This window comes from Nocardia sp. NPDC003693 (assembly GCF_053981095.1).
In genome coordinates this window covers 122971-144476 of sequence record NZ_JBSFNO010000005.1, presented here as the reverse complement: position 1 = coordinate 144476, position 21506 = coordinate 122971, and the positions used below count along the sequence as shown (strand labels likewise).

The following is a 21506-nucleotide window of genomic DNA, read 5'->3' as shown; positions in this document are numbered from 1 at the left end:
CCGCGCCAGCCGCGAACCCCCTCCGGCAAAAGCCCCCAAAACGCGCTGCACAGTCATGCGGATTCCGAATCACCATGCAGCACTTTTGATTTCACCTAACGACCAGTTCCACCGCTGTTACAGTCCGCCCGGCACCACCGACGGTGCCGGAAGGAAGTACGCAATGAGCAGAACACGCTCCAAGGCACTCGGATTGCTCGGTGTCACCGCGGCGGCAACCCTCACCGCACTGGCCGGTCCGGCCGCGGCGGGCATCAACGGCGTCACCGTGGTCGGGCTCACCCCCGGCCAGCAGTGTGGCGTGAGCGCCGGCTGCACCATCCAGGTCGAGACCGACGGCTTCGGCAAGCTCTCGGAGGTGGAGGTGTCGGTCAACGGCGTCTTCGTCGGCAAGGCGCTGCCCAACTGGAACGGCGTCGCCTCCATCGAGTGGCATCCGACCACCACCGGCATGCACACCATCAGCGCGCGCCACAGCGGTTCGCTGTCGAGCATCACCTACTCGGTGGGCAACGGCGGCGTCTCGCTGTGCGGCCTGCTGCCCAGCGGTTCGGGCGATTCCGGTTCGGGCGGTACCGGTTCCAACGGCAGCGGCTCGGCGCTCAGCGGTTCCGGCGACAGCGGTTCGACCACCGGCTCGGTGGGTTCGGGCTCGGGCGTTTCCGGCTCCGGCTGCTGATTTCCCCACCGGGAGCCGGGTCTGGCAGGGGCCGGCTCTTCCGGGGGGATCAGCCCCGAGCCGCCGGGCATCAGCCCTTGCGGACCTTGCTCACCGCGGCGGTGAACAGTGAATCCAGCGCCTCGGCATCGGCTTCGGCGTCGCCGTAGGACATATGGGTGACGTTGATCCGCACATCCCCCACCTGCCCCAGCAGCGTCCGCATGCTGCGCGTCAGTCCCGAACTCCCGTTCTCGGAGCGAACGGTACGGCGCAGGGCGAGTGTGTCATCCGCGTCCAGCGGCGGCGGCGGATCGAGTTCGGTGGTGACGGCGGCGGTGGTTCCGGCGTGCTCCACGGTCACGGTGCCGCAGCGCCGCAACTGATCTCGCAGGGTCGCCAGCGGCTGATCGACGCGCACCAGTTCCACGGTCAGCGTCGCGCGGGTGGCGTCGTCGGTGCCGACGCTCACCGCCGGACCGGCCGCGGGCACGGGCGGTACGCACGAGCCCGGATCGACGTTCGCTCCGGGCAGAATTCCATCCAGATCATGGGCCGCCTGATCGGCCGCACCGGGCGGTAGCTCCACGACCTCGTAGCGGCGCGGGAACGACGCGGGGTCGGGAAGCAGTCGCGCGAGGCCGCTATCGGCCCGTACCGCGGTCGCGGGGCCCTCGGCGGCGATAGGCTGACCCGAGACGGTGGTTCCGCAGGCCACGACGAGCAATCCCAGTACCGCGACTCCCCCGGCGCGTACTGATGCAGTCACGGTCACTCCGTCCACTATGCCGAAATTCGGCTGTTCACACCGAATGCCACGCCGCGTGAGCAACCTTCGGGAATGCGTGTCGCGGTCTGGCGTGTTGCAGCCGGAGTGCGGGCAGTGCACGGGCCCATGGCGCATGTGGGACCGCGTATGAGAGACAATGGGACTTGGTCGCGAAGGTGGGCCACGCAGGAAGGAGTACGCGATGGACTACGAGTCGCGAATGTACGAGCTGGAGTTCCCCGCTCCGCAGCTGTCATCCGCCGACGGCTCCGGTCCCGTGCTGGTGCACGGACTGGAGGGCTTCACCGACGCCGGTCACGCGGTGCGCCTGGCCACCACTCATCTGCGGGAGAGCCTCGAGAGCGAACTGGTCGCCTCGTTCGACATGGACGAGTTGCTGGACTACCGGTCGCGCCGGCCCCTGATGATGTTCAAGACCGATCACTTCTCGGACTACACCGAGCCCGAGCTCAACCTCTGGGCGCTCAAGGACACCGCCGGGACCCCGTTCCTGCTGCTGTCCGGGCTGGAACCGGATCTGCGCTGGGAGAAGTTCGTCACCGCCGTGCGGATGCTGTCCGAACAGCTCGGCGTGCGCCGCACCATCGGCCTGAGCGCGATTCCCATGGCGATTCCGCACACCCGCCCGCTCGGTGTGACCGCGCACGCCAGCAACAGCGAGCTCATCGGCGATCATCAGCGCTGGCCGGGTGAGCTGCAGGTGCCCGGCAGCGCGTCCTCGCTGCTCGAGTACCGCATGGCCCAGCACGGTCAGGAGTCGGTGGGCTTCTCGGTGCACGTGCCGCACTATCTGACCCAGACCGCCTACCCCGAGGCCGCGCAGACCCTGCTGGAGAACGTGGCCGAGAACGCCGGGCTCGAGCTGCCGCTCGCGGCGCTGAGTGAGTCGGCCGCGCGGGTGCGCGAGCAGGTCAACGAGCACATCGCGGGCAACTCCGAGGTGGAGACGGTCGTGCACGCGCTCGAGCGCCAGTACGACAGTTTCGTCACCGCCCAGGAGCGGCAGTCGAGCCTGCTGGCCCCGGACGCCGAGCTGCCCACCCCCGACGAGCTGGGCGCGGAGTTCGAGCGGTTCCTGGCCGAGCAGGGCGGGTTCGGCGAGAGCGGCGGACCCGAGGGCGGCGAACTGCGGTAGCCGGTCGCTGGACTCGGGGCGGGTGCGCACCCACTAACGTAGGGGCGTGCAGCTATCCGAACTCGTCCCCGATCAAGCCGTCCCCGATGTGGAAGCGGATTGGCTGTACGAGACCTTCTCCGAATGGACCGAGAGCCAGGGCCTGACCCTGTATCCGGCGCAGGAGGAGGCGCTGCTCGAATTGTTCACCGGCGCCAACGTCATCCTGGCGACGCCGACCGGATCGGGTAAGTCCCTCGTGGCCCTGGGCGCGCACTACGCCGCGCTCAATCGCGGGCAGCGCAGCTACTACACCGCGCCGATCAAAGCGCTGGTCAGCGAGAAGTTCTTCGCGCTGTGCGAGGTGTTCGGCGCGGACCGCGTCGGGATGGTGACCGGTGACGCCGCGGTGAACCCGGAGGCGCCGATCATCTGCGCCACGGCGGAGATCGTCGCCAATCTCGCGCTGCGCGAGGGCCCGAGCGCGAACGTGGGCCAGGTCATCATGGACGAGTTCCACTATTACGCCGATCCGGATCGCGGCTGGGCGTGGCAGGTGCCGCTCATCGAACTGCCGGGGGCCCAATTCCTGCTCATGTCGGCCACTCTCGGTGAGGTCGACTTCTTCGCCGCCGATCTCGAACGCCGCACCGGACGCGACACCGCCATCGTCTCGGGCGCGGAACGCCCGGTGCCGCTGAGCTTTTCGTACGTGAAGACCCCGATCACCGAGACCCTCGAGGACCTGGTCACCACCAGCCTCGCTCCGGTGTACGTCGTGCACTTCACCCAGGCCGCGGCCATCGAGCGCGCCCAGGCGCTGATGAGCGTGAACTTCGCCTCCAAGGCCGAGAAGGACGCGATCGCCGAGGCGCTGGGCGAGTTCCGCTTCGCCACCGGCTTCGGCAAGACGCTCTCACGGTTCATCCGGCACGGTATCGGCGTGCATCACGCGGGCATGCTGCCCAAGTACCGGCGCCTGGTGGAGAAACTGGCGCAGGACGGTCTGCTGAAGGTGGTGTGCGGCACCGACACCCTGGGCGTCGGTATCAACGTGCCGATCCGCACCGTGCTGCTGACCGGGCTGACCAAGTACGACGGCGTGCGCACGCGCCGGCTCAATGCCCGTGAGTTCCATCAGATCTCGGGCCGCGCGGGGCGCGCCGGCTTCGACACCATGGGCAGCGTCTGGGTGCAGGCGCCGGACCACGAGGTGGAGAACGCCCGGCTCATCGCCCGCGCCGGGGACGATCCCAAGAAGCTCAAGAAGGTCCAGAAGCGCAAGCCCCCGGAGGGTTTCGTGTCCTGGTCCGAGGAGACGTTCGACCGCCTGGTCGCGGCCTCGCCCGAACCGATGGTCTCCCGGTTCAATGTCACCAACGCCATGCTGCTCAATGTGATTGCGCGCAAGGGCAATTGCTTCTACGCCATGCGGCATCTGCTGGAGGACAACCACGAACCGCGCGCGGCGCAGCGCAAACACATTCTCAAGGCGATCAAGCTCTATCGCGCGCTGCGGGACGCGGGGGTGGTGCAGCAACTCGACGAGCCCGACGAGTTCGGCAGGCACGCGCGGCTCATGGTGGATCTGCAGCGTGATTTCGCTCTCGATCAGCCGCTGTCCCCGTTCGCGCTGGCCGCGTTCGAGCTCCTGGACAAGGAGTCGCCCACCTACACCCTCGACGTGATCACCCTGATCGAGGCGACGCTGGAGAACCCGCGGCAGCTGCTCATGGGGCAGCAGCACAAGGCGCGCGGCGCGGCGGTCGCGGAGATGAAGGCCGACGGCATCGAATACGAGGAGCGCATGGAGCTCCTCGAGGACGTGACCTGGCCCAAGCCGCTGGCCGAGGAGCTGATCTATCCGGCGTACGAGACGTACAAGGCCGGCCATCCCTGGGTGTCGGAGTTCGAGCCCCAGCCCAAGTCCGTGGTCCGGGAGATGGTCGAACGGTCGATGACCTTCGCCGAGCTGGTGTCACAGTACGAGCTGGCGCGCTCGGAGGGCGTGGTGCTGCGCTATCTGGCCGACGCCTATCGGGCGCTGCGGCGCACGGTGCCCGAGCAGGCGCGCACCGAGGAGCTCGACGACATCACCGAGTGGCTGGGCGAGCTCATTCGCCAGGTCGACTCGAGCCTGCTCGACGAATGGGAGCAGCTCACCAATCCGGGCGCGGAGACCGACACCGAGCAGGTCGCCTTCGGCGCCGAGGGCGTGCGGCCCATCTCCGCGAACGAGCGGTCCTTCCGGGTGCTGGTGCGCAACGCGCTCTTCCGGCGCGTGGAACTGCTCGCGCTCCAGCGCTGGACGGCCCTGGAGGACTTCGGCGACGAGGTCGACTGGGAGGGCGAGCTCGAGCCCTACTTCGCCGAGTACGACGAAATTCGCACGGGTCCCAACGCGCGCGGCCCGAAACTTTTCCAGGTCGAGCAGCGCGAGGGTTTCTGGCATGTGCGCCAGGTGCTGGACGATCCGGCGGGTGATCATGGATGGTCCGTCGACGCCATTGTTGACCTGGCCGAATCCGATGCGGCGGGGGAAGTGGTCTTCGACGAGCTGACGGTCACCGCGGGCTGAACTTCGCGTGAACTTCTTCCGGACCGGCGATCCAGCCTAGGGCTTATCGCCGGTTTTGTGGCGGTTTCCAGCCGCGGGGTGACGAAGTCGATGGTTCTTCGGTTCGTTTTCCGACGCCAACCGCTGCTATTGTCGCGGACTGTTGCCCGAGGCCGTTTCGGCGGCCCGAACAGTGGGGAGTTCCCTTAGATTGTCCGTTTCAAACCCGCCCGAGTCGCCCTGTCTGGTCATCGACCTGAACCGGGTCCGCGCGAACTACCGCGCGCTGCACGCCGCACTACCTTCGGCCCGAATCCGATTCGCCGTCAAGGCGAGTCCCGTGCCGGAGATCATCCGGCTACTGAACGACGAGGGCGCGGAGTTCGATGTCGCCAGCGTCGGGGAGATCGAGCTCTGCCTCGCGCAGGGGGTTGATCCGGCAGTCCTGTGCTACGGCAATCCGATCAAGAAGGCCGCCCACATCGCCGCCGCCCACGCGGCCGGGGTGCGCCGCTTCGCCTCCGATACCGAGGACGATCTGGTTCGTATCGCCGAGCACGCGCCGGGCGCGGAGATCGAACTCCGGTTCCTGGCCTCGGCTCCGCAGTCGCAGACGCCCTTCGGCGTCAAGTTCGGCTGCGCCCCGGGCGAAGCCGTGCAGCTGCTGGTGCGCGCGCACGATCTGGGACTGAAGATCGCCGGGCCGTACTTCCACGTGGGGTCGCAGCAACTCGATCCCATCGCCTGGCAGATCGGCATCGAGCAGGCGGGTTCCATCGCGGAAGCGCTGGCGGCCAAGGACATTCCCGTGACGGCGGTGAATATCGGTGGGGGACTTCCGATTTCGTACGCCGACGCGGCTCCCGGCGTGGACGAGCTGGGCGCGGTCATCGCCGCTGCCGCCGCCCGCCATCTCCCGGAACACACCGCTCTCATCGTGGAACCCGGTCGCGCCCTTGTGGGTAACACCGGTGTGATTCACGGCGAGGTGGTCAATGTTCGACAGGCGCCGGACGGGCGGCGCTGGGTATACCTCGATATCGGCCGCTACAACGGCATGGCCGAGACCGAGAACGAGTACATCGCCTACCGCTTCCAGACCGATCGCGACGGCGATCCGGTGGACGAGGTGGTGGTCGCCGGTCCGACCTGCGACGGCGACGATGTACTGTATCAACGCACGCGTGTCCTCTTACCGACCACGTTGCGAGCCGGTGATCCCATTCGGATCCTCGAGACCGGCGCATATACGGCGAGCTATTCGTCGGTGTCCTTCAACGGTTTTCCGCCTTTGACTGTTCATGTCATCGGCGCTGAGCGAGAGTGAGTTTAGCCATGACGGCAGAATTCACCGGCTGGCACGTGCTGGCCGAGTTCGGTGGTGTCGACGCGGCCCTCTGCGACGACCTCGAACGACTCGAAGCCGCACTTCGAAAATCGTTGGTCGCCGCGGGGGTGACCATCTGTGATGTCGTGCGCAAGCAGTTCGAGCCGCAGGGTGTCACCATCCTGGCGCTACTGGCCGAGTCCCACGCCTCGATCCACACCTACCCCGAATCCGGCGATATCTTCGTCGACGTCTTCACCTGCGGCAGCATCGGCGCGGGCGCGACCAAGGCCGTGGAGCTGCTCCAGGCCGAGCTCGCCCCGAAGTCGGTCAACATGGAGGTCATCCAGCGCGGGCACGCCGCGCGCCGGATCCATGAGCCGGTCGGCGAGGGCCTGACCCGGGTGTGGAACATGTCCGAGGTCATCGTGGACACCAACACCCCGTTCCAGCACATGGTCATCGCCGAGACCGAGCAGGGCCGGTCCCTGTTCTCCGACGACGATCGCCAGTCCACCGAGTTCTCGCAGCTCACCTACCACGAGGCCATGCTGGTTCCGGGGTACGCGCTGGCCGAGAAGCTGGACAAGGTGCTGATCATCGGTTCCGGTGAGGGCGTCGCCTCGCAGATGTCGGCCGCGGCGGGCGCCACGCTCGTCGATCACGTGGACATCGACCAGCTCGAGGTCGAGCTGTGCGCGGAGCACCTGCCCTACGGCTACTCGCAGGCGGATCTGGCCGAGGCGGTCGCGCAGACCGGCCCGATCAAGATGCACTACGCCGACGGCTGGGACTTCCTGGCCAAGGCCGAGGCCGCGGGCACCCGCTACGACCTCATCTGCATCGACCTGCCGGACGAGCGCGTCGAGGATGCCCAGCACAACCGTTTGTACGAGGACGACTTCCTCGAGCGCTGTAAGGCGATCCTGTCGGAGGGCGGCGTGCTCGCGGCCCAGGCCGGCTGTCAGACCATGTGGCGCAACGAAACTCTCAAGCGCTCGTGGACTCGCTTCCACAACCTGTTCGAGACCGTGGTTCCCTACGTCTCGGACGAGCACGAGTGGACCTTCATCTTCGGTACCCCCAAGGCCATCGAGGATCCGGTCGCGAAGATGACCGCCACCCTGTCGACCCTGCCGTACAAGGCGGAGACGATCGACGAGCGGGCCCTGGTCCGCGGCGCCATCGAGCCCCACGCGCTGCGCGTGGGCGCCACGGTCGGCTAGTTCGGCCCGCTTCCCGAAGCACCCGATGCCCGTGCGGATTTCGATCCGCGCGGGCATCGCCGTGTTCGGGCCCCGCACCGGTGACCCGGCGGCTGTCGGAGCGACTCGCTACAGTCGCTGCGTCAACGCTCCACTGATTCGGGGGAACATGCTCGACTCCGCCAGCACCGTCGCCGACGGTGCCGAAATCTCCGCTCTCGATACCGCTGCCCGCGAGGACATCTGGCAGGTTCCGCAGGAGTGGTGGGCCGCGGCCGCGCCCATCCGCGGGCTGGGTCCGGCCCCCACGGTCGAGCCGTATCCCCCGGCGGTTTTCGATTTCGCGAAAGCCGTTGCCTCCCAGCGCAAAGAGCTGCTCGCCTGCCTCGACCGTTCGGCGGCGCGCTACGGCGACGAACTGGCCGTGGCCGGCCGCGAGGCGCTGCGGGACGCGGCGACCTGCACACCGCTCGGCGCGGCGGCGCTCACGCTGCTGCTGCATCGACTGGTCCGCGGCGTGCACTACGCCGCCGACGCCTGGATTCTCGGGCGCGGGCCCGCCTTCGCGGCCGAAGCCGCGGTGTGCCAGGCCGAACTGACCCTGGACTGGGATTACGACACCGGCACCCGCAGCTGGAACTACCTGGTGCGCCGGCTGGATCCGGCCGAGCCGGGTCGCGGTTCCGCGCCGGACGAATTGGCCGCCGTGCGACGGTATCTGGCCGCCGCCACCGAACCGGACTATCGCGCGGCCGTCGATCGGCTGGCGGAGCTGCGCGCCGGGGGCTGCGGACTCGCCGCGCGCATCGCCGCCTCCTATCTCGCGCCGACCGAAACCCAGTGGGTCGCGGCGGATCTCGACGCGTTCGTGCCCGCGCTGGTCGACTACGACAGCCGATTCATCCTGCTGACGGCGAGCGTGAGCGAGACCGCGCAGCTGGACAAGCTGGTCGGCAAGTTCGAGGCCACGCAGTTCACCTACATCCACGGACGGAGCTCGCTGTTCGCCGCGCTCGTGCGGCTGGGGCCCGACGCGGCGCCCGCCATCGAACGCCTGCTGCGCGCACGGGAACTCGACGGGGACACCGTGCGCGAGCTGGCCCGTATCCTGGCCGGCTTCCCCACCGACGCGGCCTTCGCCGGACTGGCCGCGCGGGCCGAACAGCGCTTCGTTCCGCCGGTCCTGGTCGAGGCCGCGCACCGGTACCCGCGCCGGGCCCTGCGCATGCTCGGACCGGCCGCCGCGCGATCCGGTATGGCCCGGCACGTGCTGCGCTCGATCGCGCGGGCCCACCCCGACCTGGTCGCCGAATTGCCGGAAACCGCCGCCTATCTCGATGATGATCGGCCCCGGGCCACGCCCGCGGAACTGCCCGAGGTGCTGCGGGTGACACCGTGGACGCGGGCGCGGGCCAAGACCAAGCAGGTCACCCTGGCGAACCTCGCCGAGCCGATGCCCGATGGATTGGCCTGGCTGCCCGGCGAACGCGCGGAGTGGGAGCAGTCGGCGGTGTGGGTCACCGACGCCGAGCGCATGGACTACGCGGCCGGAATCGCGCGGGTGGTCGCGAGCGATTCCGGATCGTTCTGGAGTGCGGTGCGCTTGTTCGCGAGTGCGCCGGAAGAACTGGTGCGCCCGCATCTGGCGACCACCTCGATCGGGCGGATGTGGGACTCCGAGGCGGGTCTGCGCCGCATTCTGGCTCGATTCGAGGACGACGCGATCTCCTTCGTCACCCGTGCGGTGCAATCGAATCCGACGAACCTGGCACATCTGCTCGCCCCGGTGACCGGCGCGCACGTGACCACGCTCATGACCCGCTGGCTCGATGGCAAGCGCACCCGGCCGTTCGCGATCGAGTGGTTCGACCGCAACCGCGCCGCGGCCCTGCCCGCTCTCATCGCGGCGAGTGTGGGCAAGGCGGGCAAGGATCGCCGGGGCGCCGAGAGCACGCTGTGCTGGCTGGCCGAACGCGGTCACCGCGCGGAGATCGAGGCCGCGGCGGCGCAGCTCGATCCCCGCGCCGGCGACGCCGTGACCGCCCTGCTCGACACCGATCCCCTGCACCGGCTGCCGGCCAGGATCCCGGCCGTCCCGGCGTGGCTCGCGCCGGAGTTGCTCCCCGGTCTGGCGCTGCGCGGCAACGGCGCGGTGCTGCCGCAGGATGCGGCGCGCGACGTGTGCCAGGTGCTGGCGCTGTGCGGCCCGAACGGCGACTACGCCGGCGTCGACCAGATTCGCGCGGCCGCCGACCCCGAGTCGCTCGCCGAATTCGCCTGGAGTGTCTTCGAGCTCTGGAAGCTCGCGGACTACCCGTCCAAGGACGGCTGGGTGCTGCACGCGCTCGGCCTCGTCGGTGACGACGAGACCGCGCGCAGGCTGGGCGCGCTGATTCGCGTGTGGCCCGGGGAGGCCGGGCACGCCCGCGCCGTCTCCGGGCTCGATGTCCTCACCGCGCTCGGCACCGACGTGGCGCTCATGCAGCTCAACGGCATCGCCGAGAAGGTGAAGTTCAAGGGGCTCAAGACCAAGGCGCAGGAGAAGGTCGCCGAGGTCGCCGAAAGCCTGGGTCTGACGGCGGAACAGCTCGCCGATCGCCTGGTTCCGGAGTTCGGGCTGAACGCCGACGGCAGGCTCGTGCTCGATTTCGGTCCGCGCGGTTTCGTCGTCGGTTTCGACGAGCAGTTGAAGCCCACGGTGTCGGACGCGGTGCGCGGCGACGACGGCGCGTGGCAGGCCGCCGGACTCCGCAAAGCCCTGCCGAAGCCGGGCCCGAAGGACGATCCCGAGCTGGCCCCCGCCGCCGCGAAACTCTTCGCCGCGCTGAAGAAGGACGTGCGCACCGCGGCGGCCGATCAGATTCGGCGTTTCGAGCGCGCGATGGTGCTCGGTCGCCGCTGGACCGCCGCCGAGCATCGACGACTGTTCGTGGAACATCCACTGCTGTGGCATCTTTCGCGCCGCCTGGTGTGGGTGACCCTCGACGCCGAGGGCGCGGTCACCGGATCGTTCCGGGTCGCCGAGGATCGCAGCTACGCCGACGCGGCGGACGAGCCCATCGATGTCGCGCCCGACACCCTCGTCGCCCTGGCGCATCCCCTGCACCTGGGATCGGCTCTGAGCGAATGGGCCGAGGTGTTCGCCGATTACGAGATCCTGCAGCCGTTCCCCCAGCTCCAGCGCGAGACCTACGCGTTCGAGGAGTCGGAACTGACGACGTCCACCCTCGCCCGCCTGACCGGCATCAGCCTGCCCACCGGCACCCTGCTCGGCCTGGGCCGATTCGGCTGGGAGCGTGGGGAACCCATGGACGGCGGCGTCTCGCTCGAGATGTACCGCCCCCTGGGCGACGGGTATTCCGCGGTCATCGACATGGATCCCGGCATCATCGCCGGCGACGCCCTGGAGTTCGACACCCAGAAGATCACCGTTCATCTCACCCGCGCCGGCGCCGAGGGCTACTGGGGCCGCTCGAACAATCCGCCCGTCTTCGCCGCCCTGGACGCCGTGGCGGGTTCGGAACTGCTGCGCGAGTTGGAGATTCTGCAGAGCCGCGACAACGGCTGACCGGCAACGGATCAGGCCCGCGGGGGCTCGGGTGTGCCCGAGCCCCCGCGATCGAACGATGACACCGCGATCGAGCCCGCGTGCCGGGCGGACGCGGCAGCGGCGTGCCCGGCACCGGGAGCCGCCGACGATGGAGGAAACATGGGCGGGGACACGGTGATCGAGCTCGAACGCACCGATGAGGACAGCTGGATCGTGCCGCCGGGCTGGGCGGACAAGGCCGCCCCGTTCCGCGGGCGCGGGCCGGTGCAGATGCCGGTGGTCGATACCAAGGCGATCGGGCGCTATCGGAAGTGGCTGGCGGACGACCTCATGGCGTTGTCGGTGGCGGCCACGGCGGAGCGGCATCCCGAGCTGGCGGAGGCCGCCCGGGCCGTCATGGCCGATCCGGGGCAGGCGAATCCGCTCGGGCTCGCGGTGACCGGGGTGCTGGCCACAGCCCTGGATGGGCAGAACACGCCGGGGACATCGCTGACCGCCGGCCGGTTGATCGATGCGTGGATCGCGGGATTCGGTGCGGCCGTGGCGGCCGAGGCCGCGGTGCTGTGGGCGGAGTTGAGTGTTTCGCACCGTATCCGGGAGAGCGGGGCATCGCTGCACTATGCGGCGCATCGGGTCTCGGCTCCCTGTGCGGACGGGCTGCCGCTGCGCGCGATGACGAAACTGCGGGCGCAGCTGGCGCTGTTGAGCGAACCGGAGTACCGCGCTGTCGTACAGCGGCTCGGCGACTACCGCACCGAACATCCCGGGTTGCCGGTGCGCATGGCGACGTCGTATCTGCTTCCCACCGAACAGAACTGGCTCGATGAGGATCTCCGAGCCGGGCGGCGCGGCAAGAACGCGAGCTACTTCGGTGAAGCCTGGGCCCCACTCGTGTGTTCGGCGACGACCGCCGCCCAGCTGGCGCTGGTGCCCTTGCACAGGTACGGCATGGCGTCGCCGACGCAGACCGAATTGTTCAGCGCCCTGGTGCACGTCGGGCCCGAGGCTGCCGAGTATCTGATCGTCGCCCTGGACACCCCGGGGCTCGCCGCCGAGCAGCAGCGAGTAATCGCGCGCCTGCTGGCGCGGCTGCCCACCGATACGGCGTTTCGACTGCTGGCGGAACGGGCGGAGCGGCCGGCGATTCGGGGTGCGCTCATGGAGTCGATGCTCCGTTTCCCCCTGCGGGCCCGGCGGATACTCGCGACGGAGGTAGAGCGCACCCCGCTGCACGACGAATTGATCCGCTGGCAGGCACGCGTGGTCTTCGCACCCGAGTTCGCGGCGGAACCCGGCTCGAGCCGTGTGCCGGAGGCGGCGGCGCACGAATTGCCACGGTTGCTCGTCGAGCCGCCCTGGCAGCGTGAGCGGCAACCGCGCGCCGAGGTCGTCATCGCGAACCTCGGAACGATGCGCGCGCCCGCGACGGCGTGGCTCCCCGGAGAACAGGATGCCTGGGCCGACAACGGTTTCCGCGCCCGCGAACCGCGCGAGGGCTGGCAGGCCCGGCTCGAGAGCCTGCTGCGCGACGACCACCCCTCCGGATACAGCCTGGCCGAGATCTTCGCCGCTGGACCGCGGGAGCTGGTCGAGCCGCACCTGGCGCTACTGCACCCACTGCATTTCTGGGACTGGACCGAGATCATGCAGCGGATCCTGGGCCGTTTCGGGGACGATGCCGCCGGATTGATGGTGCGGGTGGTGGAGGCCGCGCCGGCGACCCGCGCCGAAGTCCTCGCACCGGTGACGGGGTCCGCCGTCACCACCCTCATGACCCGGCTGCTGCGCTCGCGCAGCCGGACCAGGGCCGTGGCGCTGGCCTGGTTCGAACGCCACCTCGACAGTGCCGCACCCGATCTCGTCGCGGCCGCGCTCGGCCGTCCGGGCAAGGCGCGCACACTCGCCGGGCAGGCGCTGTGGACGCTGTGCGGACGGGGACATCGGGCGGCGTTGTGCGCGGGCGCGGCCACGCTCGGGCCCGAGGCCGCCGCCGCGATCGAGGCGGAGCTGTCGAGCGATCCACTCGAGCGCCTACCGGAGGTCGTGCCCGAGCCCCCGGCGTGGGCGGATCCGCGCGCGCTGCCGCCGATTCTGCTGCGCGCCAACGGCCGTGCGCTGCCGTCCACCGCGGTGACGGCCGTGTGTACCGTGCTGGCCCTGTGCGGTCCGGACGAGGATTATCCCGGGATCGAGGTGGTCCGTGAGGTCGCCGAACCGCGGTCGCTGGCCGCCTTCGGCTGGGCGCTGTTCGATACCTGGAGACTGGCGGGATATCCGCCCGACCACACCTGGGCCCTGCACGTGCTCGGTCTGCTCGGCGACGACGAGATCGCCCGCGCCCTCGCGCCGCTGATCCGCGCGTGGCCCGGCGAGAACGCCCACGCCCGTGCGGTATCCGGGCTCGACGTGCTCGTCGCGATCGGCAGCGACGCGGCGCTCACACAGCTCAGCAGCATTGCCGAGAAGGTCAAGTTCAAGGGCATCAGAACCAAGGCGCAGGAGAAGATCCGGGAGCTGGCCGACGAGGCCGGGCTGACCGCCGAGGAACTCGCCGATCGACTGGTCCCGACCCTCGGGCTCGATGCCCTGGGCACCCACGTGATCGACTACGGGACCCGGAAGTTCCACGTGCGCTTGGACGAACAGCTCCGCCCGGTCGTGTTCGACGCCGACGGCACGCGTCGCAAGAGCCTGCCCAAGCCGGGGACGAAGGATGATCCCGAGCTGGCTCCGGCCGCGTACAAGGCGTTCACCGCGTTCAAGAAGGACACCAAAGCGGTTGCCGAGGAACAGCTTCGGCGCCTCGAGCGCGCGATGACGGCCGGCCGCCGCTGGACGCCGGACACGCATCACGCCCTGTTCGTCGAGCATCCCCTGATGGCGTCGCTCGGCCGCAGGCTGGTGTGGGTCACGGTCGACGAGCACGACGCGGTCACCGGCTCGTTCCGGGTCGCGGAGGATCTGAGTTTCGCCGATGTGCACGACGACCCGGTGACCCTGACGCCGAGCGCCCGCATCGGTATCGCGCATCCGCTGGATCTCGGTGACACCGTCACCGGCTGGTCCGAGGTGTTCGCCGAGTACGAACTGCTGCAGCCGTTTCCGCAGTTGCAGCGGGAGAGCTACACCCTCGCTCCGGTAGAGCGCACGGCGCTGACGCTGACGCGATTCGAGGGCCGCACCGTCCCCACCGTGAAACTACTCGGACTGGAACGATCCGGCTGGATCAGCGGCGGCGCGGAATACGCCGACATGGCCGTGGTCGTTCACCGGCCGCTGCCCGGGCGGCGCTCGGCGGTCATCGGCCTGGACCCGGGTATCTCGGTCGCCGAGGCTCTGCGCTGGAGCGAGCAGAAGATCACGGTCTTCGTCACCGATTCCGGACAGGAGCGCGAGTGGAGCTCGTTCCGCACCGACCATCCCTTCGGTGAGCTGGACGCGCTCACCGCCTCCGAACTCCTGCGCGAGCTGACCCGGCTCGTCGACCAGTGATGGATCCCGACATGACAATCGCACCACAGCACGAGATCGTGCACCCACCGAGCAAGGTCACCACCGCGGCGCTCGCCGAACTGCCCGAGTTTCTGAGTACACCGCCGTGGGAGCGGGGCGCGGCGGTGCCCCGGCCCGCCCTGGTCCGGAACGTGGCCGAGCCACAGCCGCTCGCGCTGCGATGGCTACCCGGTGAGCAGGCACGGTGGGCGAACCTGCCCGCGAGTACCTGGCCCCCGGTGAAGGACTGGGCGGTGGAGGTCGAGCGGCACCTCACGCTGGAGTACCTGCGCCACGGCACCGCGAAGGTCTTCGCGCTGGCGCCGGTGGAGCTGGTCGCACCGCACCTGGACGTACTGCGCGCGAACTTCCGCACCAGTCGGCAAGACGTGCTGTGCCGGTTGTTCGGCCGGTTCGGCGACGAGGTCCTCGACGCCGCGGTGGCCGCGGCCGTCGAATTCCCGCGCTCCAACGCGGGGGCGCTGCTGCCGGTGACCGGAACGACGGTCACGACCTTCATGACGAAGGAGTACCACACCGCACGCGGACGGGCGGTGGCCGTTTCCTGGTTCGATCGACACCTCGCGGCCGCGGCCCCCGACCTCATCGCGACGGCGGTGGGCAAGCCCGGGCGCGATCGGGTCCGGGCCTGGACCATCCTGCGCGCATACGCCGCGCAGGGGCGGTCCGACGAACTCCACACCGCGGCAGAGGGTTTGGGAGCGAAGGCGGCGGCGGCCTTCGCGACGGAACTGGCCGCGGATCCCCTGTTCCACCTGCCCGGGGAGATTCCCGCCCCGCCGCCCTGGCTCATCGTTGCCACGCTGCCGCCGATCGTGTTGTGCGAGCGCCGATCCGCGCTGCCGCCCGAGGCACTCGCCACCGTCTGCGTCATGCTCGCGCTGTGCACGCCGGACACCGAGTACGCGGGCATCACCCGCCTCACCGGTATCGCGGAACCGGAGAGCCTGACCGCCTTCGCCTGGGCGCTGTTCGAGCAGTGGGAACGGGCCGGCTGCCCGGTCCAGCAGAACTGGGTCTTCCACGCCCTGGGGCGGTGGGGCGACGACGAGGTCGCGCGCCGTCTCGCCCCGCGCATCCGCGCCTGGCCCGGCGAGAGCGCACACGCCCGCGCCGCGACCGCCCTGAGCGTGCTGACTGCGATCGGCTCCGGGGTGGCGCTGCGCGAACTCGACGCGATCGCCACCGACGTGAAGTTCAAGGCCCTGCGCGCCAAGGCCCGTGACACCCTCACGCGCCTGGTCGACGAGGAGGGCGTGGACGCCGACGAACTGGCCGACCGCCTCGTCCCCCACTTCGGCTTCGCCGCCGACGGCACGCTGCACCTGGACTACGGCCCCCGCGCCTTCCACGTCACCCTGGACGAACAGCTGCGCCCCGTCGTCCGCACCGCCGGCGGCTCCCCGCGCCGCACCCTGCCCACCCCCGACGCCCACGACGACCCCGTACTGGCACCCGCGTCGTCGAAGCGATTCACTGCCCTGCGGAAGGCGCTGAAAACGACCGGCCCCGAGACTCTTTCCCGCCTCGAGCGTGCGATGACCGACGGCAGGCGCTGGACCCGGGACCTGCACCTCGAGCTGTTCGTCGACCACCCCGTGCTCGCCCACGTCGCCCGCCGCCTGGTCTGGGCGACCTACGACACGAGAAACGCTGCCCTCGAGTCGTTCCGGATCACCGAGGACGGCTCTCTGACCGATCTCGACGACGCGCCCCTGGTTCCGACCCCGGGCGCGCTCGTCGGCGTCGCCCACCCGACCCACCTCGCGGAGTCCCTGCCCGCCTGGCGAAAGCTCTTCTCCCACCACGCACTCGAACAACCGTTTCCCCAGCTGCACCGTCCACCCGAGCTGTCCGTGGACACGGGGTACTGAGCACCTGGCGTTCGCGCTGCGGCAGCGCCGCGAGCAGCGGGCGCACCGACATAGCGTCCTCGAGCAGTCGGTAGCTGGGCTCCTCCGCCCCGAAGGTCTCGACGACCGCGACGGACGCGACTCCCGCCGAAGGCGTTGCGGTCCTTGACTGCTGTCGGGAATGATTCCGTCGCGTTGCGCGCGAGCGCCGAATCGGACGCGCCGTCCAGGGCGGCGAGCGCCGCGGCGGCGATGTCGTATGACCGACCACCGCGGTCGCGGCGAACCGCCCTCGCGCGAGATTTCCGCCGAGTTCGGTGATCACGAGTGCGGTGATCAGGTCCTGACCCGCGTGCTGCTGACCGCGAACGGTGGCGAGGACCTGTTCCGGCCGGAGCCCATCGTTTTCGGCGTCCCCGGCCCGATCGCGGCGTCGGAGGCGCTGCGCGACCTCGCCCACCTGGCCGGGTGAGGCCACCGCACCGGTGTCGGTGCGGTTGTTTACAGTCGGGGCCGAATTACGAACGTGGAAAACGGGGTTTCATGGGTGCACAATCGCGACGCCGGACCGTCGGGGAGGTCAGTGCGGCGTCCGAGGACATTTTCGACCCGACGGCGGTGCAGCGGCGGGGGTTGCTGTACCGGGCGGGATCGGTGCTCGAGTTCCCGGGTCCGGGGATATCCGCGGACGAGGCCGCGGCGCGCGCGGAGTCGTGTGCGGCGTATTACGCGCCCGCGGTGGAGTGGATCGAGGCGAAGATCCCCGTGAGCGGGGGACGCGGGCTCCCGGCGGAACCGGGGCCCCTCGGCGCGGTGCCCGTCGACGTGGCGGCCGGCATGCTCTCCCGAATCACTCAGCTCGGGTGGCGCGCCACGAGCAAGCAGCGGGCGCAGGCCGACGCGGAGACCTTGGGGCTGCTCGAGCACTGGTACCACGAGCGAGGTATCGAATTCATCGTGGAGGCGGTGCTGCTCGCGGGTTCGCATCCGCTGTGGTGGAAGGAGATCGGCTGGCACCGTGACGACGCCGGCGACGATCTGCGGCGCATTCTCGGGCCGGTTCGCAATCGGCTCTCGGAGTTCGAGCCCGGCGACCCCGCGCTGAACGCCGTCATCGAGGTGATGGAGCGGTACCGGGCAGACGATCTCCTGGGTCGCCGCGCCGTCATCGCCGCGGTGCTGCTGCCGTGGCGCCGGGACTGGGTGTCCGCCGCCGTCGCGAGCGCCGCCGATCCGCGCGACCACGGGCACGCGAGCGTACTGGTCGACGCCGCCGCCGAGCCGGACCAGCTGATCGCGCTCGGCCGGGTGCACAGCGGTATCAGTCCCGAACCCGGGGTCGCGCTGGATACCGCGAAACAGGCGATCACACTGGTCAACTCGTTCGGATTCGACATCGCGCCGCTGCTGGCCTCCTGGATCGACCACTACACGGTCAAGGAACGCAAGATGCAGGCCCCGATCGCCGACGTGCTGGCGGTCATCCCGACGGACGCCGCCTTCCAGGAACTGATCGCGCGCACCGGAATACCGGTGGTGCTCACCGCGCTGCGGCAGGCCACCGAACGCTTCCCGCGCCGGGCGCTGCGCCTGCTCGACCCCGAGCGCGACGCCGACACCCTCCGGGAACTGGTGCACGATCGGCCCGAACTGGCCCGCGAGCACCTCCCGCACCTGCCCCCCGCCACCGCCGACCTGGTGCGCGCCGCACTGGAACCGGCCGCGCCCGTCGACGACGACGCGCTCCCGGAGATCCTGCGGACGCCGCCGTGGCTGCGCAAGCGCCCAAAACAGGCGACACTCGCCCTGTCCGGTCCGGCCGAGGTCCGCTGTGCCTGGCTGCCGGAGGAACGCGCGCGGTGGCTGGCGGGTGTCGACCTGTCGAACCACAAGCCCCGTCCCGATCTCCGGGCGCACATGGCCACGCGCGCACTCACCCCCACCGACCTCGTCGAAATGCTGTACGCCGGACCGGAATTCACCCGTCCGCTGCTGCCGGGAGCGACGATGCAGTACGTGTGGGACCGCGCCGATCCGCTGCGCGCGATCATCGCCACCTACGAGACCGAGGCGTACCCGCTGGCGCTGTCCGCCGCCCGCGCGTTCAGTCGCGAGGTCCCCGACATCATCATGGCCTTCGAAAGCCCCGAGGTGGTGGCCCTGGCGGCACAGTGGCTCCAGCGGCGCACGCTGCGCGCGACGGGTGTGCGGTACCTGCGACGGCACGCCGGCTACGCCGCGCGCGTACTGATTCCGGGAGCGGTCGGCAAGGGCGTCAAGGAACGCCGGGTGCACGGTCGCACCCTGCGCACACTGGCCGAACTCGGCCATCTGACCGAAATCAGAACGGCCGCGGCGGAGTACGGCCCGCCCGCGGTCGCCGCGGTCGAGGCGGTGCTGGCCCTGGATCCCGCCGCGGATCTGCCCGCCCGGCTGCCCGTGATCCCACCGTGGGTGAATCCCGCCGCGCTGCCGCCGATCACGCTGCGCGCCAACGGCCTGCCGCTGCCGCCGGCGGCCGCCGAGCACGTCATCACCATGCTGCAGCTCGCGCTGCCCGGCGAACCCTACGTGGGCTTGGACACGATCCGGCAGCACTGCGACACCCGATCGCTGGCCGACTTCGGCTGGGAGCTGTACCAGCAGTGGTGGCGGGCGGGCGGTCCCACCAAATTCACCTGGATCTACGAGGCGCTCGGCGCGCTCGGGGACGACGACACCGTCGCCCTGCTGCTCGCCGACATCCGGGAACGGCGCTCGGACGCGCGCTCGGTGAGCGCGCTGGACGCCTTCGTCACCCTCGGCAGTGACGCCGCGCTGCTGGCGTTGAAGACCATCGGCGACAAGGTCAAGACGCATCGGGTGCGTGAGGGCGCGCAGGCGCGCATCACCGACATCGCCGACCGGCGCGGACTCACCCCCGATCAGCTCGCCGATCGCCTCGTGCCGGACCTCGGACTCGACGAGAACGGCACGCTGACACTGGATTTCGGTCCCAGGCAGTTCATCGTCGGATTCGACGAACGGTTGCAACCCACCGTGGCGAACCTCGACGGCACCACCGTCAAGGCACTGCCCAAGCCGGGGGCGAAGGACGATCCCGTCTTGGCCGCGCGGGCGCACAGCACCTTCCGCGCCATGAAGCTCACCGTGCGCACGATGGCCGCCGATCAGATCAAACGGCTCGAGCGCGCCATGGTCGAGCAGCGGCGCTTCACCGTCGAGGAATTCCGCACCGGCTTCATCGCGCACCCGTGGCGCCGGCACATCACCCGGCGGCTGGTGTGGGGCGTGTACGAGGGCGAGAAGCTGGTGTCCACCTTCCGTATCGCCGAGGACCGCACCTGCGCGGACCAGGACGATCGGACGCTACCGCTGGCCGAGGACGCCGAACTCGGCATCGCGCACCCGCTGCAGTTCGCCGACGCGGTCCCGCTGTGGAGCGAACTGTTCGCCGATTACGAACTGCTGCAACCGTTCGAGCAGCTCGGCCGCGCGGTGTACCCGGTTCCGCCCGAACTGCTCGGCGACCACCGCATCCCCGACGACGGCACGGCGGTGGACAGCACCCGGCTGCTGGGTCTCACCGCGCGCGGGTGGCTGCCGCCCAAGAACACCGACGGCGCGCACATGTGCGACTTCGAGAAGCCGCTGCCCGGCGGCCGCTTCCTGTCGGTGTCGGCCAGTCCGGGTCTCATGGCCTGGGATCCGCGCGCGAATCCCACCCAGCACCTCACCGCCCGGCTGTGCCGTTCGCACCGCCACCGCGGGGACATCACCTTCGCCGACCTCGACGAGGTCACCGCCTCGGAAGTACTGCGCGACATCGCGTGGCTGAAAGCAGGAGCCCAGTGACGACGACCGAACACCTCCAGCGCCCGCCCGCCGAAATGCGCTGGGCCGCGGACCTGGCGCGGCTGCGCGAGACCGATACCGCGCCCCGCCCGCCCGGCTGGGCGCTGAGCGTGGACGCCGCCAAACGCTTCATCGTCGGCGACCCGGCGCTGGGTATCGCCAACAAGTTCGTCGGGGACGCCTCCCTGGTCGACCGCGCGCTGGTGAGCCTGGCCACCACGCGCGGGCTCCTGCTGACCGGCGAGCCCGGAACCGCCAAATCGCTGCTGTCCGAACTGCTTTCCTGCGCCATCTCCGGCGACTCCACGCTCACGATCCAGGGCGGCGCGGCCACCACCGAGGACCAGATCCGCTACGGCTGGAACTACGCGCTGCTGGTGTCGGAAGGCCCGTCGGAGCGATCCATCGTGCCCGCGCCCATGATGCGCGGCATGCGGGACGGCAAGATCGTGCGCTTCGAGGAGATCACCCGCTGCCCGCTCGAAGTGCAGGACTCGATTCTCTCGCTGCTGTCCGACAGGGTGCTGGCGGTGCCCGAACTCGGTGAGATGGTCTACGCCACCGAGGGTTTCAACGTCATCGCCACCGCGAACACCCGCGACCGCGGCGTCAACGACATGAGCGCCGCCCTCAAGCGCCGGTTCAACTTCGAAACCGTCTTCCCCATCGGCGATTTCGGCGCCGAACTGGCACTGGTGGAGGCCGAGGCCGCCGCGCTGCTGCGCCGTTCGGGCGTTCCGCAGGCCCCGCCCCGGGACGTGCTCGAGGTACTGGTCACGACGTTCCGCGAACTGCGCACCGGGGCTACCGATTCCGGCACCCCGCTGGATCGCATGTCCTCGGTCATGAGCACCGCCGAAGCGGTCTCGGTCGCGCACGCGGTCGGCCTGCGCGGCTGGTACCTGCGGGGCGAGGCCGGGGACGGCGCGGACATCGTGCACTGCCTCGCGGGCACCGCCGCCAAGGACGACCCCGACGATCTGGCCCGGCTGCGCCGCTATCTGGAGCAGCAGGCCCCGCGCAAATCGGGGCGCGCCTGGAAAGCCCTGCACGACGCCCGCTTCCAGCTGCCGGGCTGACAACC

General features: G+C 69.9%; 12 protein-coding genes. 11 read left to right on the top strand and 1 reads right to left on the bottom strand.

What is annotated here, in order from left to right; translation table 11 throughout:
- The first annotated feature begins 163 nt into the window (after positions 1-163).
- The gene (locus tag ACWDOP_RS08795) at positions 164-679 is read left to right on the top strand and encodes a hypothetical protein (protein WP_454201883.1); all 516 of its coding nucleotides are present in this window, start codon (positions 164-166) and stop codon (positions 677-679) included.
- Between the two features lie 70 nt (positions 680-749).
- Here the strand turns inward: ACWDOP_RS08795 and ACWDOP_RS08790 are convergent, their stop codons facing one another.
- Positions 750-1427: a sensor domain-containing protein gene (locus ACWDOP_RS08790; protein WP_456344591.1), complete on the bottom strand. Its 678-nt coding sequence runs from the start codon at positions 1425-1427 to the stop codon at positions 750-752.
- A gap of 202 nt (positions 1428-1629) precedes the next feature.
- On the opposite strand from ACWDOP_RS08790, the gene ACWDOP_RS08785 reads away from it, so the two are divergent.
- From ACWDOP_RS08785 to ACWDOP_RS08740, 10 genes are all read left to right on the top strand, one after another.
- Complete coding sequence (locus ACWDOP_RS08785; RefSeq protein WP_454201881.1) at positions 1630-2583, top strand: PAC2 family protein; 954 nt, start codon at positions 1630-1632, stop codon at positions 2581-2583.
- 46 nt (positions 2584-2629) lie between these two features.
- Positions 2630-5140 carry a DEAD/DEAH box helicase gene (locus ACWDOP_RS08780; RefSeq protein ID WP_456344590.1) on the top strand — a complete coding sequence of 837 codons (2511 nt, stop codon included), beginning with the start codon at positions 2630-2632 and terminating at the stop codon, positions 5138-5140.
- A gap of 190 nt (positions 5141-5330) precedes the next feature.
- Positions 5331-6446 carry a type III PLP-dependent enzyme gene (locus ACWDOP_RS08775; RefSeq protein ID WP_456344681.1) on the top strand — a complete coding sequence of 372 codons (1116 nt, stop codon included), beginning with the start codon at positions 5331-5333 and terminating at the stop codon, positions 6444-6446.
- A gap of 8 nt (positions 6447-6454) precedes the next feature.
- Positions 6455-7672 (top strand): adenosylmethionine decarboxylase, encoded by a 1218-nt coding sequence (gene speD / locus ACWDOP_RS08770; RefSeq protein ID WP_456344589.1) that lies wholly within the window; start codon positions 6455-6457, stop codon positions 7670-7672.
- A gap of 148 nt (positions 7673-7820) precedes the next feature.
- A complete protein-coding gene (locus ACWDOP_RS08765) occupies positions 7821-11219 on the top strand; it encodes a DUF4132 domain-containing protein (protein WP_456344588.1) in 3399 nt (1132 codons plus the stop codon).
- A 141-nt stretch (positions 11220-11360) separates the two neighbouring features.
- Positions 11361-14693 carry a DUF4132 domain-containing protein gene (locus tag ACWDOP_RS08760; protein ID WP_456344587.1) on the top strand — a complete coding sequence of 1111 codons (3333 nt, stop codon included), beginning with the start codon at positions 11361-11363 and terminating at the stop codon, positions 14691-14693.
- 11 nt (positions 14694-14704) lie between these two features.
- Positions 14705-16588 carry a DUF4132 domain-containing protein gene (locus ACWDOP_RS08755; RefSeq protein ID WP_456344586.1) on the top strand — a complete coding sequence of 628 codons (1884 nt, stop codon included), beginning with the start codon at positions 14705-14707 and terminating at the stop codon, positions 16586-16588.
- Between the two features lie 238 nt (positions 16589-16826).
- Positions 16827-17039 (top strand): hypothetical protein, encoded by a 213-nt coding sequence (locus tag ACWDOP_RS08750; protein WP_456344585.1) that lies wholly within the window; start codon positions 16827-16829, stop codon positions 17037-17039.
- Between the two features lie 71 nt (positions 17040-17110).
- Positions 17111-20422, top strand: coding sequence for a DUF4132 domain-containing protein (locus ACWDOP_RS08745; RefSeq protein ID WP_456344584.1), 3312 nt, complete (start codon positions 17111-17113; stop codon positions 20420-20422).
- Positions 20423-20457: 35 nt separating this feature from the next.
- A complete protein-coding gene (locus tag ACWDOP_RS08740) occupies positions 20458-21501 on the top strand; it encodes an ATP-binding protein (protein ID WP_456344680.1) in 1044 nt (347 codons plus the stop codon).
- Positions 21502-21506 lie beyond the last annotated feature (5 nt).

Excerpts from the sequence above, each read along its gene's own strand:
- ACWDOP_RS08785 (WP_454201881.1), top strand. The coding sequence starts at position 1,630 with ATGGACTACGAGTCGCGAATGTACGAGCTGGAGTTCCCCGCTCCGCAG.
- speD (WP_456344589.1), top strand. The coding sequence starts at position 6,455 with ATGACGGCAGAATTCACCGGCTGGCACGTGCTGGCCGAGTTCGGTGGT.
- ACWDOP_RS08750 (WP_456344585.1), top strand. The coding sequence starts at position 16,827 with ATGACCGACCACCGCGGTCGCGGCGAACCGCCCTCGCGCGAGATTTCC.
- ACWDOP_RS08740 (WP_456344680.1), top strand. The coding sequence starts at position 20,458 with ATGCGCTGGGCCGCGGACCTGGCGCGGCTGCGCGAGACCGATACCGCG.
- ACWDOP_RS08765 (WP_456344588.1), top strand. The coding sequence starts at position 7,821 with ATGCTCGACTCCGCCAGCACCGTCGCCGACGGTGCCGAAATCTCCGCT.
- ACWDOP_RS08795 (WP_454201883.1), top strand. The coding sequence starts at position 164 with ATGAGCAGAACACGCTCCAAGGCACTCGGATTGCTCGGTGTCACCGCG.
- ACWDOP_RS08745 (WP_456344584.1), top strand. The coding sequence starts at position 17,111 with ATGGGTGCACAATCGCGACGCCGGACCGTCGGGGAGGTCAGTGCGGCG.
- ACWDOP_RS08760 (WP_456344587.1), top strand. The coding sequence starts at position 11,361 with ATGGGCGGGGACACGGTGATCGAGCTCGAACGCACCGATGAGGACAGC.
- ACWDOP_RS08755 (WP_456344586.1), top strand. The coding sequence starts at position 14,705 with ATGACAATCGCACCACAGCACGAGATCGTGCACCCACCGAGCAAGGTC.